The sequence below is a fragment of the Pseudomonas syringae pv. tagetis genome (assembly GCF_022557255.1).
Taxonomy (GTDB): domain Bacteria; phylum Pseudomonadota; class Gammaproteobacteria; order Pseudomonadales; family Pseudomonadaceae; genus Aquipseudomonas; species Aquipseudomonas caricapapayae.
Map to the genome: position 1 here is coordinate 4,806,383 of NZ_CP092923.1, position 14,990 is coordinate 4,821,372.

A 14,990-nucleotide genomic window follows, 5' to 3' on the forward strand; every position below is an offset into this window, starting at 1 on the left:
CGTACGCCTCGCCTTTCGCAAGCCATTGGATCCGCGGGATCCGCAGTAACCGGCACGTCTCAGTCAAACGTGGGAATAATGTTGGCCTTGTCGATCATGTCGATCGGCAACAGGAACTCGTGGTCTTCAACCTGCACCACGACATCCTGCTCCTCCACCCCGCGGAGAAGGCCTTGAAAGTTGCGCCGGCCTTCGAAGGGCGAGCGCAGCTTTATTTTCACTTGTTCCCCGGCGTACGAAGCAAACTGCTCAATAGTGAACAGTGGGCGCTCCATGCCAGGAGAAGATACTTCAAGGGTGTATTCGGTGCTGATTGGATCTTCTACGTCCAATACACCGCTGATCTGACGACTGACGATTGCGCAGTCGTCAACCAGAACACCACCTTCCTTGTCAATATAAATGCGCAGCACCGAATGCTTGCCCTGGGAACTGAAATCGATCCCCCAGCATTGATAGCCAAGGGCCACGACCACCGGGGCCAACAAGTCCTGCAACTGTTCTAGCTTGCTCGACACCTGAACCCCCTCGTGCATGCTTTAGAAATAAAAAAATGGGCAAAAGCCCATCCCTGAAAACGCCGCTGAACATCGACGTCATGTACTGTCCAGCTAACAAAAAGCCCCTTAAAAGGGGCTCCGCTAAAACTGGTTGCGGGGGCTGGATTTGAACCAACGACCTTCGGGTTATGAGCCCGACGAGCTACCAAACTGCTCCACCCCGCGACAAAGCTGGGGCGGAAGTATACGACCGATCCATTGCTGGGTCAATCCAACATCCACCTACAAGAAAGCCCGCTGACGCGGGCTCTCCTGTTAATTGGTACCGAGAAGGGGACTCGAACCCCTACACCCTATGGGCACAACCACCTCAAGGTTGCGTGTCTACCAATTCCACCACCTCGGCATTACAACTCTTTTTGGCGACCTCACGAACATCGCCGAATTCTTTTACTTCTTCTCTGGGGCTTGAGGTACGTCAGCAGGAACGACTGCTGGCTTTTGCCCTTCGAGAACCGGTACATCATCTGCTGCCGGCTTTTGCTTCACTTCCAGTACTGCCGGGTCTGGCAAACCTACCTGAGTCAGCTGTTGAGCTTTCTCTTTAGCAAAGTAGCCTAACCCCAAGCTGGTTATGAAAAAACATGCGGCAAGTATAGCAGTAAACTTACTGAGAAAGGTAGAGGTTCCTTGACCTCCGAAGACAGTATTTGATGCACCTGCTCCGAACGACGCACCAGCGTCCGCACCTTTACCCTGCTGCAGCAATACCAGAGCAACAACGCCCAGAGCGCCCAACAGGTGAAAAACGATTACGACTGTTTCCAGCATTTTTTCAGTTTCCCGCGGCGCGACAGATCGCACCGAACTCATCTGCATTCAGGGACGCTCCACCAATGAGCCCCCCATCGATATCCGGCATGCTGAAGAGCTCGACCGCATTGGCCGCCTTCACGCTGCCGCCATAGAGAAGTCGCACGCCTTGTGCGACTTCGGCATTCTCTTTTGCCAGTTGCGCACGAATTGCTGCGTGCACTTCCTGCGCTTCTTGAGGCGAAGCCGTCAATCCGGTGCCAATGGCCCAGACCGGCTCGTAGGCAATAACGGCATTGATCAGCGCACTGACGCCAAACTCGGCGATGACACTGTCCAACTGACGCCCTACAACTTCAAGCGTCTGCCCTGCCTTGCGCTCTTCCAGCGTCTCGCCTACGCAAAGCACAGGCGTCAGGCCGCTCGCCTGGATTGCTGCAAACTTCTTGTTGAGGACATCGTCCTGCTCGCCAATCAACTGACGGCGCTCGGAGTGCCCGACAAGCACCAGCCTGCAACCCGCATCGGCCAGTTGACTCGATGCTACCTCACCGGTCAGCGCACCCTGCTCAGCCTGAATGGCTGCATCCTGTGCGCCGACGATAATCGACGTTGCCTCAAGCCCCTCGATCACCTGATTGACAAACAGGCTCGAAGGCATGACGGCGATATCGACGCTGCCTGGCAGTACCTGCCTGCCCAAACCCTCGATCAGCTCAGCGACGCTGGCGCGGGTACCGTGCATTTTCCAGTTACCAGCTACCATTGGGCGACGCATGCTACACCTCGTGGGTCAAAGTGGGCGCAGATGTTACCCAACACTTCCGACACTGGCAAGCCGAAATCAGGCGCAAACTTCAGCAACCAGTTTTGCGAGTTCTTCGGCGTACGCCCTGACCTGCGTTTCATCCTCACCCTCGACCATTACGCGCACTAGCGGCTCGGTGCCCGATTTACGCAGTAGCACCCTGCCGCGGCCGGCCATCTGCTCGGTAACACGTGCGCAAGCCTCTTGGACCGAAGGATGCGAAACCGGGTCGAGACCCGACCCTGCGAAACGCACATTGATCAGGATTTGCGGGCATTTGCGCAGTTTCAGACGGGCCTCGGCCAGACTGACATTACTGCGACGCAAGGCCAGTATCACCTGCAACGAGGCGATGATCGCGTCCCCCGTAGTGGCGTGCTGGAAACATACGATATGCCCGGAGTTCTCTCCACCGATCTGCCAGTTACGCTCAAGCAGCTCGGCGATCACATAACGGTCACCGACATTGGCGCGAACGAACGGGATATTCTGCTCGGCCAGAGCGAGCTCAAGCCCCAGATTGCTCATCAGCGTGCCGACAACGCCGCCCTGCAGGCGACCACGCTCGTGCAGGTCACGGGCGATGATGTAAAGCAGTTCGTCGCCATCGACGATGGTCCCGGTGTGATCGACCATCAGTACACGGTCACCGTCTCCGTCGAAGCCGATGCCCATGTCGGCATGCTCTGCGAGCACTGCCGCCTGCAAGGCTTCCATGTGCGTGGAGCCGCAGTTCTTGTTGATATTGAGCCCGTCAGGCTGTGCAGACAGCACTACAACCTGTGCGCCAAGCTCGCGAAAAACGTTAGGCGCAACCTTGTAGGTCGCACCGTGCGCGCAGTCGATCACGACCTTGAGGCCGGCAAAATCGGTACTGGTCGGCACACTGCTTTTGCAGAACTCGATGTAACGCCCGGCGGCATCGTTGATACGCGAAACCTTGCCAAGGTTTTCCGATTCGGCCACGGTCATGGGCGCATCGAGCAACTCCTCGATCATCATTTCGATCTCGTCAGGCAGCTTGGTACCCTGACCGGAGAAGAACTTGATACCGTTGTCATAGTGCGGATTATGCGAGGCACTGATGACGATACCCGCGTCCGCGTGGAAGGTACGCGTCAGATAGGCGATGGCAGGCGTCGGCATCGGACCCAGCAGGAGTACGTCAGCACCGGCCGCAGACAGCCCCGCCTCGAGAGCGGATTCGAACATGTAACCGGAGATACGCGTGTCCTTGCCGACGAGAATCCGGCAGGCGCCCATCTTGCGGAAGGCCATGCCTGCCGCCCAACCCAGTTTAAGCATGAACTCGGGCGTGATCGGAAATTGCCCTACGCGACCACGAATGCCGTCGGTGCCAAAATATTTTCTGGTAGTCATGGATGCCCCACTGTTGTTATTCAGCTGCTTCGACAGCTGCGATCATGCGCACCACATCAGCCGTTTCGGCGACATCGTGCACACGTAGAATTCTTGCACCTTTGGTTATTGCCAGAGCAGCCAGGGCCAGACCACCGGACAAACGCTGGTCTACCGGACGGCCCAGCACAGCGCCTATCATGCTCTTGCGCGAAACACCCACCAGCAGCGGCCGACCGAGCGCATGCAGCGCCTCCATGTGTTTGAACAGACTCAGATTGTGCTCCAGAGTCTTGGCAAAACCAAAGCCCGGATCAAGAATGACCTGTTGCTGAGCGATCCCCGCAGCAGCGCAGTAACTCATGCGCTCAAGCAGGAAGGCGCCAACATCTCCCACCAGGTCTTCGTAGTGGGGGTCATCCTGCATGGTTCCCGGCTCACCCTGCATATGCATGAGACAGACAGGCAAACCGGTGCTTGCAGCCGCCTCAAGAGCGCCTGGGCGCTGCAGCGAGCGAACGTCGTTGATGAGCCCCGCCCCCAGACCAGCCGTCACCAGCATGACCTCAGGGGTGGACGTATCCACAGAGATAATCACATCCAGTTCACGCGCGATGATCTCGACCACCGGAGCGACACGCTCGACTTCTTCCGAAGCGGAAACCGGACGTGCGCCCGGGCGAGTCGACTCGCCGCCAACGTCAATCAGCGTGGCACCCGCCAGCACCATCGCCTCGGCATGACGCAATGCTGCATCAAGCTGGCTGTAGCGGCCACCATCCGAAAAGGAGTCTGGGGTTGCATTGAGGATACCCATCACATGCGTATGGGCCAAATCAAGAACCCGGTTGCCGCAAGGCAACCGGGTTGGGTACAGCGCAGATGTCATGTCAGACCTTAATGCTCGGCAGCAGGGCCGCCAATCGGAGTTTCCGGACGAGGGTCAGGCGTGATCGGAGTACCGTTGGTACCCGAACCACCACCCCAGTCACGCGGCTCACGCGGAGGACGACCTGTCATGATGTCGTCGATCTGGTCGGCATCGATGGTTTCGTACTTCATCAACGCATCGGCCATCGCTTCAAGCTTGTCGCGATTATCCGTCAGCAACTGCTTGGCGGTGCCGTAGCAGTGATCGATGATGCTGCGCACTTCCGAGTCGATCAACTTGGCGGTGTCGCCGGAAACGCTGGAGTTCTGGCTGCTGCCACGTCCCAGGTAACCCGCATCTTCGTCCTCGGAGTACATCAATGGGCCGAGCTTTTCAGACAGGCCCCATTTGGTCACCATGTTCCGGGCAATCTGGCTGGCACGCATGATGTCATTGGAGGCACCAGTGGTGACGCCATCGAAACCCAGAGTCATCTCTTCTGCTATACGGCCACCGTAAAGCGAGCAGATCTGGCTGACCAATGCACGCTTGGACAGGCTGTAACGGTCTTCTTCAGGCAGGAACATCGTAACGCCCAGAGCGCGACCACGAGGGATGATCGAGACCTTGTAGACCGGATCATGCTCTGGCACGAGACGCCCGACGATAGCGTGACCCGCTTCGTGGTAAGCCGTGTTGCGTTTTTCCTTTTCGGACATGACCATCGATTTGCGCTCGGCGCCCATCATGATCTTGTCCTTGGCCAGTTCGAACTCCTTCATTTCTACAACGCGCTTGCCGGAGCGCGCAGCGAACAGGGACGCTTCGTTGACCAGGTTGGCCAGATCCGCACCGGAGAAGCCCGGAGTACCGCGAGCAATAACGCCTGCGTTCACGTCTTCACCCATCGGAACCTTGCGCATGTGAACCTTGAGGATCTGCTCACGACCACGAATGTCAGGCAGACCTACAACCACCTGACGGTCGAAACGGCCAGGACGCAGCAGCGCAGGGTCAAGTACGTCAGGGCGGTTGGTTGCAGCAATGACGATAATGCCGTCATTCATTTCAAAACCGTCCATCTCGACCAGCAACTGGTTGAGAGTCTGCTCGCGCTCGTCGTGACCACCGCCCATGCCTGCGCCACGATGACGACCGACCGCATCGATTTCGTCGATGAAGATGATGCAGGGAGCGTGCTTCTTGGCTTGCTCGAACATGTCGCGAACGCGGCTTGCGCCGACACCTACGAACATCTCGACAAAGTCAGAACCGGAAATGGTGAAGAACGGGACCTTGGCCTCGCCTGCGATAGCCTTGGCGATCAGCGTCTTACCGGTACCCGGAGGCCCGACCATCAGCACACCGCGTGGAATTCTACCGCCCAGGCGCTGGAACTTGCCCGGATCGCGAAGGAACTCGACCAGCTCGCCTACTTCTTCCTTCGCTTCGTCGCAACCGGCAACGTCAGCCAGGGTCGTCTTGACCTGATCTTCGGATAGAAGGCGCGCCTTGCTCTTGCCAAAGCTCATCGGGCCGCCTTTACCGCCTGCCCCACCCTGCATCTGGCGCATGAAGAACATGAACACCGCGATAATCACCAGTATCGGGAAGCTGGCAACCAGCAATTGGGTCCAGATGCTCTGCTGCTCGGGCTGCTTGCCTTCGATCACGACGTTGTTGCTGACCAGATCACCGATCAGGCCATTGTCCGGGATGTTCGGGCGGATGGTCTTGAAGGTATCGCCATCGCTGCGCTTGCCCGTAATGACGTAGCCGTCTACAGAAACCTTCTCGACCTTGCCATCCTTGACCTGCTGGATGAACTCGGAATAGTTGAGGTTCTGCGGCTCGTTAGGGCTGGAGAAGTTGTTCATCACCGTCACGAGGACAGCCGCGATGATCAACCACAGGATCAAATTCTTTGCCATATCGTTCAATTAGCTACCCTCTGAAGCAAGCTCCACGCAGCAAGCGTGCCTCGCATGATATTCACCGGCCTAACTTACTACAGAACCTACAGATACGGCAGACACCGTCTGTAACCCTTTATGAAACTTTGACAACGCAATGTTCAGTCATGCTGCATCGGCAAAGCCATTTGAAAAAAGCTATCGCGCCGCATCAAAAACGCTCGATGCTGGCTGCACCGTCGATGCCGCGGAAGCCACGAGCCAGCAGGTATTGCTCGCGCGATCTGTCGCGGGACGACGAAGGCTTGCGCATCTGCACCTTGTCGAACAGCTTGCGAATATCCTTGTGGTAGACATCGAAGCCTTCACCCTGGAAGACCTTGATCAGAAAATCGCCACCGGGACGCAGTACCCGACCAGCAAGATCGAGTGCCAATTCGCAGAGAAACATCGCACGCGGCATATCCACAGCGCTCAATCCACTCATATTGGGGGCCATATCGGAAATCACAAGGTCTACTTGCGTATTACCGACCGCTTCCAGGATCTGCTCGAGAATCTTGTCCTCGGTGAAATCGCCCTGAATGAAGGTCACGTCCGGGATGCTGTCCATTTCCAGGATGTCGGAAGCGATCAGTCGACCTTGACCTCCAATCAGACGACTGGTCACCTGCGACCAACCTCCCGGCGCAGCACCCAGGTCGATTACGGTCATGCCCGGACGGATGAGCTTGTCCTTTTCCTGGATCTCGAGCAGCTTGTAGCTGGCGCGCGAACGGTAGCCGTCCTTCTGCGCCATTTTGACGTACTTGTCGTCGAAGTGTTCTTTAAGCCAGTTATGGCTTGTCTTGGAACGGGCCACGGGGCACCTCAAAAATAAACGAGTCGTGATTAACTGGGCGGTCCCGGACTCGCTCGGGTAAACTGGCCGCCGCTTTTAAAAGATCAGACGCAGAGGTCAGATTATGCCGCTCACTCCAGAGCAGAAGAAACAATACAAATCCATTGGCCACCATCTGAAACCGGTATTGATCGTGGCTGACAATGGTTTGACTGAAGGTGTACTTGCAGAGCTTGAACGCGCACTGAGCGATCATGAGCTGATCAAGATCAAGCTCAACATCCTCGACCGCGAAAGCCGCCTGGGTGCCATTGCAGAACTGTGCAAGGCCGGTTCAGCGGATCTGGTACAGGTCATCGGCAAAATGGCGCTGATCTATCGCAAGAACCCAAAGGTAAACAAGCAACTGTCCAACGTCCACCGCGCGCACGGATAAAAACAGAAGTCAGGGCAGCGAAAAGCGTGCCCTGACTCTTTTTTGTCACTGACTGCGCCCGCCAGAGCGGGCGACAGGTTTCAGATATGACGCACTTCGATGATTTCGTACTCGATAACGCCGCTGGGCGTTTTCACGACAACAACATCACCCTCTTCCTTGGCAATCAGGGCGCGAGCGATGGGCGAGCCCACTGAAATCTTGCCCTTCTTGATATCCGCTTCGTCCTCACCAACGATCTGGTAGACAACGCTTTCGTCGGTTTCGACATTGGCGATTTCGACTGTCGTGCCGAAAATCACCTTGCCGGTGTGCGGAATAGTCGTGACGTCGATCACCACAGCATTCTGCATGCGACCTTCGATATCACGAATACGCGCCTCGACCATACCCTGCTGCTCGCGGGCAGCATGGTATTCAGCGTTTTCCTTCAAATCGCCCAGTTCGCGCGCAGTACCGATGTCCTGGCTCAACTTGGGACGAATCACCTTGGTCAGGTGAGTCAGTTCTTCTTCCAGGGCGCGAGCGCCCTGAACGGTCATTGGGTATTTGATCATGCCTTCAATCCTGCATGGAGATCCTGCAAGCGACGTACGGTCTTCTCTGGACCGAACTTGAGCGCCTCACAGATCGCTTCGCCTGCTGCAATGGTAGTGGTGCAATAAATCTTGTGCTGCAAGGCATTGCGACGGATGGAGTAGGAATCAGCGATCGACTGGCGACCTTCGGTGGTGTTGATGATCAGGGTGACTTCGTCATTCTTGATCATATCGACCACATGCGGACGGCCTTCGGTCACTTTGTTGACGCGACGTACTTTCAGACCTGCCGCTTCTATCAGTTTGGCAGTGCCTGCGGTGGCAACGATTTCGAAACCCAGATTGATGAGGTCGCGAGCGACCGCTTCAACCAGCGGCTTGTCATCGTCACGCACGCTGATGAACGCAGTGCCGCCGGTAGGCAGCACTTCGCTGGCACCCATCTGGGCCTTGGCGAACGCTTCACCGAAGGTATCGCCCACGCCCATCACTTCGCCGGTCGACTTCATTTCCGGGCCAAGGATAGGGTCAACGCCAGGGAATTTGGCGAACGGGAACACCGCCTCTTTCACGCTGTAGAAATTCGGGATGATTTCCTTGGTGAAGTTCAGCTCTTTCAGGGTTTTGCCGGCCATTACGCGAGCAGCGACCATCGCCAGGGAAACGCCGATGCACTTGGAAACGAATGGCACGGTGCGCGATGCACGCGGGTTGACTTCGATGACATAGATGTCTTCGCCCTGAAGTGCCAGCTGTACGTTCATCAGGCCGACAACGCCCAGCTCCAGAGCCATCTTCTTGACCTGCTCGCGCATCTCGTCCTGGATGTGGGCAGGCAGCGAGTACGGCGGCAGCGAGCAAGCGGAGTCACCAGAGTGAACACCGGCCTGTTCGATGTGCTGCATGATCGCGCCGATCACCACATCAGTACCGTCACAGACGGCATCGACGTCCATTTCGATGGCGCAGTTCAGGAAGTGATCCAGCAGCACGGGGCTGTCGTTGGACACCTGAACCGCCTCGCGCAGGTAACGCTTGAGTTCGTCTTCCTGGTAAACGATTTCCATCGCACGACCGCCCAGTACATAGGACGGACGCACCACCAGCGGATAACCGATCTTCGCTGCAGCACGAATGGCTTCGTCTTCGCTGCGCACGGTGGCGTTTGGCGGCTGACGCAGGTTAAGGCGCTCGACCATCTGCTGGAAGCGCTCGCGGTCTTCGGCACGGTCGATGGCGTCAGGGCTGGTGCCGATGATCGGTACACCGGCGGCTTCCAGTGCGCGCGCCAGCTTCAGCGGCGTCTGGCCACCGTATTGAACGATCACGCCTTTCGGCTTCTCGACACGCACGATTTCCAGCACGTCTTCCAGAGTGACAGGCTCGAAGTACAGGCGATCGGAGGTGTCGTAATCGGTAGAGACGGTTTCCGGGTTGCAGTTGACCATGATGGTCTCGTACCCGTCCTCACGCAGCGCCAGAGCAGCATGTACACAGCAGTAATCGAACTCGATACCCTGACCGATGCGGTTAGGACCACCGCCGAGGATCATGATCTTGTCGCGCGTCGAAGGATTGGCTTCGCACTCTTCTTCGTACGTCGAGTACAGGTACGCGGTGTCGGTTGCAAACTCGGCGGCGCAGGTATCGACGCGCTTGTAGACCGGGAAGACATCCAGCTTGTGACGATGAGTGCGCAGGTTTTTCTCGGTAACGCCGACCAGTTTGGCCAGGCGCGCGTCAGAGAACCCTTTGCGCTTGAGGCGGAACATCAGGTCGCGATCGATTGCCGACAGACCCAGTGTCTTGACCTTTTCCTCGTCCTTGATGAGATCTTCAATCTGCACCAGGAACCAAGGGTCGATCATGTTCATGGCGAAGATGTCTTCAACCGTCATGCCTGCGCGGAACGCGTCGGCGACGTACCAGATACGCTCGGCACCCGGTACGGTCAGCTCACGCTTGAGCGTACTCATGCTTTCCGGGTGGCTCAGGTCCAGCTTCGGATCGAGACCGCAAACGCCGACTTCCAGACCGCGCAGCGCTTTCTGCAGGGATTCCTGGAAAGTACGGCCGATGGCCATGACTTCACCGACCGACTTCATCTGCGTGGTCAGGCGGGCATCGGCCTTGGCGAACTTCTCGAATGCGAAGCGCGGCAGCTTGGTGACGACATAGTCGATTGACGGCTCGAAAGAAGCTGGGGTCTTGCCGCCAGTGATTTCGTTCGACAGCTCGTCGAGGGTGTAACCCACTGCCAGTTTGGCAGCAACGCGGGCGATCGGGAAACCGGTCGCCTTGGAAGCCAGTGCCGAGGAGCGCGATACGCGCGGGTTCATCTCAATCACGACCATGCGGCCGGTGTCCGGGCAGATGCCGAACTGAACGTTGGAGCCGCCGGTTTCGACACCGATCTCGCGCAGCACTGCCAGCGAGGCATTACGCAGGATCTGGTATTCCTTGTCGGTCAGGGTCTGTGCCGGAGCAACCGTGATGGAGTCACCGGTGTGCACGCCCATCGGGTCGAAGTTTTCGATCGAGCAGACGATGATGCAGTTGTCCTTTTTGTCACGGACAACTTCCATTTCGTACTCTTTCCAGCCGATCAGCGATTCGTCGATCAGCAGTTCCTTGGTCGGCGACAGGTCCAGACCACGGGCGCAGATTTCTTCGAACTCTTCACGGTTGTACGCGATACCGCCGCCCGTACCACCCATGGTGAACGACGGACGAATGATGCAAGGGAAACCAAGTTTCTCAAGAACCGCGTTGGCCTCTTCCATGCTGTGCGCGATGCCGGAGCGCGGGCAGGCCAGGCCGATGGACTTCATGGCCCTGTCGAAACGCGAACGGTCTTCAGCCTTGTCGATGGTGTCGGCATTGGCACCGATCATCTCGACGCCGAACTTCTCCAGAACGCCTTCACGCTCCAGATCCAGTGCGCAGTTCAGCGCCGTCTGGCCGCCCATGGTCGGCAGCAGTGCGTCCGGACGCTCTTTTTCGATGATCTTGGCAACGGTCTGCCATTTGATCGGCTCGATGTAGGTGGCGTCGGCCATGGCCGGGTCGGTCATGATGGTGGCCGGGTTGGAGTTCACCAGGATGACGCGGTAACCCTCCTCACGCAGAGCCTTGCAGGCCTGGGCGCCGGAGTAGTCGAATTCACAGGCCTGGCCGATCACGATGGGGCCGGCGCCGAGAATCAGGATGCTTTTAATATCTGTACGTTTTGGCATGGGTTGTCACTCAAATCCGCAGGTCAGTCGGCAAGCCGTCTTGAACATTTGTCTGAGGTGGCCTGGGCGGCAGCGACCGGACACCGAGTCCGGGGCCGCCCTGGGCACCTGCGTATTACAGTCTCAAGGCAACCGGTCAGCGGCGCTTGGCCATGGCTTCGATAAAGCGATCGAACAAAGGCGCGACGTCGTTCGGGCCCGGACTCGCTTCAGGGTGACCCTGGAAGCTGAATGCGCTCTTGTCGGTCAGTTCGATACCCTGCAGGGTGCCGTCGAACAGCGACTTGTGGATGGCGCGAACGTTGCTCGGCAGGGTCGCTTCATCCACCGCAAAACCGTGGTTCTGGCTCGTGATCATGACCACACCGGTGTCCAGATCCTGGACCGGGTGGTTCGCACCGTGGTGGCCGTGGCCCATCTTCACGGTCTTGGCACCCGCGGCCAGCGCCAGCAACTGGTGGCCGAGGCAGATGCCGAACACCGGAATGTCGGTTTCCAGCACTTCCCTGATCGCCTTGATGGCGTAGTCGCACGGCTCCGGATCGCCTGGGCCGTTGGACAGGAAAACGCCGTCCGGCTTGTAGGCGAGCACTTCACTGGCAGGCATTTGTGCAGGCACCACGGTTACGCGGCAGCCGCGCTCGACCAGCATGCGCAGGATGTTGACCTTGACGCCGTAATCGTAGGCGACCACGTGATAAGGCAACTCGGACGCGGCGATTTCAGGGTGGCTGTCGGTTTTCAGATCCCAGACGCTGGAACGCCACTCGTAGGTGTCCTTGGTGCAGACTTCCTTGGCCAGGTCCATGCCCTTGAGGCCCGGGAAGCTGCGAGCAGCGGCGATGGCTGCCTCTTCGGTGATGTTATCGCCGGCCAGGATGCAGCCGTTCTGGGCGCCTTTCTCACGCAGGATGCGGGTCAGGCGACGCGTGTCGATGCCGGCGATGGCAACAACGTTATTGGCTTTCAGGTAATCACCGAGGGACAGCTTGTTACGCCAGTTGCTGGCTACCAGAGGCAGGTCGCGAATGACCAGGCCGGCTGACCAGACACGATCAGATTCTGCGTCTTCAGGGGTGGTGCCGGTGTTGCCGATATGCGGGTAAGTCAGGGTAACGATCTGCTGGGCGTAGGAAGGATCGGTAAGAATTTCCTGATAGCCTGTCATTGCGGTGTTGAACACCACCTCACCAACGGTCTGACCGTCGGCTCCAATGGCTTCGCCGCGAAAAATGCTGCCATCAGCAAGGGCGAGTATGGCTGGCTTAGTCAAGAAGACCTCCCGTAAATAAAACCTGAAAGGGCGATCGCAGGCTGCAAAAAAGCGGAATGACGTAGTTACGTCACCCCGCTTTCTTATGGAATCATCTGCGCGCTTTTAGTGGACACACTAAAGCTGTAGCTTACAGAAAAGGCCCTTTTTGGTCTACCACCAATGAGCCTGAAATGCGGGGAAATGCGACAGGACCACGAATGGCCCTGTATGAAATCAATGCAGACCCAACACATCCTGCATGTCGTAAAGCCCGGGAGCCTTGCCGTCGAGCCACATTGCAGCCCGTACGGCCCCCTTGGCAAAAGTCATGCGACTGGACGCCTTGTGGGTGATTTCGACCCGTTCTCCGTCCGCTGCAAACAGCACGGTATGGTCACCGACCACATCACCGGCACGAATGGTCGCGAAACCGATGGTCTGACGATCACGCGCGCCGGTCTGGCCTTCACGCCCGTAAACAGCAACCTTTTCCAGGTCGCGCCCCAGCGCACTGGCAACCACTTCACCCATGCGCAAGGCGGTACCGGAAGGCGCATCGACCTTGTGCCTGTGGTGCGCCTCGGTGATTTCGATATCGACCTCGTCACCCAGGACGCGGGCAGCGGTGTCCAGTAACTTCAGGCAAAGGTTTACACCGACGCTGAAATTGGCAGCAAACACGATCGGGATGTCTTTACCCGCCTCGACCAGACGCTGTTTCTCTTCAGCACTGAAACCCGTCGTTCCGATAATCATGGCCTTGCCGGCTTTGCGGCAGAACGCCAGATTTTTCAGTGTCACCGAGGGGTGAGTGAAATCGATCAACACGTCGAACTCGTCCGCCACTTTTGCCAGGTCACCCGACAATGGCACACCGATACGACCCAACGCAGCCAGCTCGCCCGCATCAGCACCCACCAGCGTGCTGTCAGGACGATCGACAGCGGCGGTCAAGCCGGCGCCAGGTGCCTGCTGAACCGCTTCGATCAAGGTCTTGCCCATGCGCCCGGCGGCGCCCACTACAGCAATACGTCGCATGCCCTGCTCCCGTTGATAAACCTTACAGATCGCCGAAGAAACGCTTCACACCCTCGAACCAGCCACTGGCCTTGGGAGAGTGGGATTCGTCGCTTTCAAGCGATGTACGGAACTCTTCGAGCAATTCACGCTGACGCTTGCTCAGGTTGACCGGGGTCTCGACTGCAACGCGGCACATCAAGTCACCAGCACCACCGCCACGCACCGGAGCAACACCCTTGCCACGCAGGCGGAACTGCTTGCCGGTCTGAGTACCTTCGGGGATTTTCAGTTTGACGCGGCCGTCGAGCGTCGGCACTTCAAGCTCGCCACCCAATGCCGCATCGGTAAAGCTGATTGGCACTTCGCAAAACAGGTGCTTGCCGTCACGCTGGAAGATCGCGTGTTCGCGCACATTGATCACGACATACAGGTCGCCGGTCGGTCCACCCTGAGCACCCGCCTCGCCTTCGCCGGACAGGCGAATGCGGTCACCGGTATCGACACCTGGCGGCACTTTGACGGACAGCGTCTTGGACTCTTCGACACGACCTTCGCCGTGGCACGAATCGCACGGGTCGGAAATGATCTTGCCGTGACCGTGGCAACGCGGGCAGGTTTGCTGCACAGAGAAGAAACCCTGCTGCATGCGGACCTGACCAATACCACCACACGTAGGGCAGGTAACAGGCGATGAGCCCTTCTTGGCACCGCTGCCATCGCATGGCTTGCAGTTGACCAGCGTCGGAACGCGGATATTCACGTTAGTACCGCGAACCGCCTCTTCCAGATTCAGCTCCAGCGTATAACGCAAATCGCTGCCACGCTGGGCACCGCCACGACCGCCGCCGCCACCAGCACGGCCGCCGCCAAAGAAGTCACTGAACACATCGCCGAAGATATCGGAGAAGTTGGCACCACCGGCACCACCACCAAAACCACCGCCGCCACCCATGCTCGGGTCGACACCGGCATGACCATACTGATCGTAGGCAGCACGCTTGCTGGCGTCGGACAGCACTTCGTAGGCCTCATTGGCCTCTTTGAACAGCTCTTCCGATGCTTTGTCATCAGGGTTGCGGTCAGGGTGATGCTTCATCGCCAGACGACGATAAGCCTTCTTCAGGTCCGCCTCGCTGGAGCCTCGCTCCACTCCCAACACTTCGTAATAATCACGCTTTGCCATAGTTCTTCCGCACTCTTGAGGACGTTTGGCGAAAGCTCTCCTGAGCCCCGCCAAACTCGTTGAGCCCCATACAGGCCCGGACCCAACTCACGTCGATTCAACGATCCTGGTCTTCGTTCAACGGCCTGATGAATCGGCCGAGAAAGCGGCAGAATGATTCGCCACGCAGGAGCGTCGCGATCTTGCCACGAGGCATGCGGAGCGACTCCACACGCC

General features: G+C 58.0%; 13 protein-coding genes and 2 tRNA genes. 1 reads left to right on the plus strand and 14 read right to left on the minus strand.

Translation table 11 applies throughout. The annotated features are described in order from the left end of the window. Positions 1–59: 59 nt before the first annotated feature. The 9 genes from rimP to rlmE all read right to left on the minus strand — a co-directional run bounded on the left by rimP (position 60) and on the right by rlmE (position 7,126). Positions 60–518, minus strand: coding sequence for a ribosome maturation factor RimP (gene rimP, locus MME58_RS21370; protein WP_002555126.1), 459 nt, complete (start codon positions 516–518; stop codon positions 60–62). A gap of 130 nt (positions 519–648) precedes the next feature. Further along, positions 649–725 (minus strand) — tRNA-Met (locus MME58_RS21375). A gap of 95 nt (positions 726–820) precedes the next feature. Further along, positions 821–906, minus strand: a tRNA-Leu gene (locus MME58_RS21380). A 44-nt stretch (positions 907–950) separates the two neighbouring features. Further along, a complete protein-coding gene (gene secG, locus MME58_RS21385; RefSeq protein WP_004656657.1) occupies positions 951–1,331 on the minus strand; it encodes a preprotein translocase subunit SecG in 381 nt (126 codons plus the stop codon). A 4-nt stretch (positions 1,332–1,335) separates the two neighbouring features. Then, positions 1,336–2,091: a triose-phosphate isomerase gene (gene tpiA / locus MME58_RS21390; RefSeq protein WP_055006610.1), complete on the minus strand. Its 756-nt coding sequence runs from the start codon at positions 2,089–2,091 to the stop codon at positions 1,336–1,338. 66 nt (positions 2,092–2,157) lie between these two features. Next, a complete protein-coding gene (gene glmM, locus MME58_RS21395; RefSeq protein ID WP_055006611.1) occupies positions 2,158–3,501 on the minus strand; it encodes a phosphoglucosamine mutase in 1,344 nt (447 codons plus the stop codon). Positions 3,502–3,517: 16 nt separating this feature from the next. After that, positions 3,518–4,369, minus strand: a complete 852-nt coding sequence (gene folP, locus MME58_RS21400; protein WP_055006612.1) for a dihydropteroate synthase — start codon at positions 4,367–4,369, stop codon at positions 3,518–3,520. Positions 4,370–4,377: 8 nt separating this feature from the next. Next, entirely contained in the window at positions 4,378–6,282 is a 1,905-nt protein-coding gene (gene ftsH, locus MME58_RS21405; protein ID WP_054987353.1) for an ATP-dependent zinc metalloprotease FtsH, read from the minus strand. A gap of 193 nt (positions 6,283–6,475) precedes the next feature. After that, positions 6,476–7,126, minus strand: coding sequence for a 23S rRNA (uridine(2552)-2'-O)-methyltransferase RlmE (rlmE, locus tag MME58_RS21410; RefSeq protein ID WP_004666214.1), 651 nt, complete (start codon positions 7,124–7,126; stop codon positions 6,476–6,478). A gap of 103 nt (positions 7,127–7,229) precedes the next feature. Between rlmE and MME58_RS21415 the strand changes: the two genes are divergently transcribed. Next, the gene (locus tag MME58_RS21415; RefSeq protein WP_003340569.1) at positions 7,230–7,541 is read left to right on the plus strand and encodes a YhbY family RNA-binding protein; all 312 of its coding nucleotides are present in this window, start codon (positions 7,230–7,232) and stop codon (positions 7,539–7,541) included. Between the two features lie 80 nt (positions 7,542–7,621). Here MME58_RS21415 and greA read toward each other — a convergent pair whose 3' ends face one another. The 5 genes from greA to dnaJ form a co-directional block, all read right to left on the minus strand. Next, positions 7,622–8,098 (minus strand): transcription elongation factor GreA, encoded by a 477-nt coding sequence (greA, locus tag MME58_RS21420; protein ID WP_002555134.1) that lies wholly within the window; start codon positions 8,096–8,098, stop codon positions 7,622–7,624. After that, positions 8,095–11,316, minus strand: coding sequence for a carbamoyl-phosphate synthase large subunit (gene carB / locus MME58_RS21425; protein ID WP_055006613.1), 3,222 nt, complete (start codon positions 11,314–11,316; stop codon positions 8,095–8,097). Before carB ends, greA begins: the two co-directional genes overlap by 4 nt. A gap of 136 nt (positions 11,317–11,452) precedes the next feature. After that, positions 11,453–12,589: a glutamine-hydrolyzing carbamoyl-phosphate synthase small subunit gene (carA, locus tag MME58_RS21430; RefSeq protein WP_003418841.1), complete on the minus strand. Its 1,137-nt coding sequence runs from the start codon at positions 12,587–12,589 to the stop codon at positions 11,453–11,455. A gap of 216 nt (positions 12,590–12,805) precedes the next feature. Further along, positions 12,806–13,609, minus strand: a complete 804-nt coding sequence (gene dapB, locus MME58_RS21435) for a 4-hydroxy-tetrahydrodipicolinate reductase (RefSeq protein ID WP_054987351.1) — start codon at positions 13,607–13,609, stop codon at positions 12,806–12,808. A 22-nt stretch (positions 13,610–13,631) separates the two neighbouring features. After that, positions 13,632–14,774, minus strand: coding sequence for a molecular chaperone DnaJ (dnaJ, locus tag MME58_RS21440; RefSeq protein WP_055006614.1), 1,143 nt, complete (start codon positions 14,772–14,774; stop codon positions 13,632–13,634). Positions 14,775–14,990 lie beyond the last annotated feature (216 nt).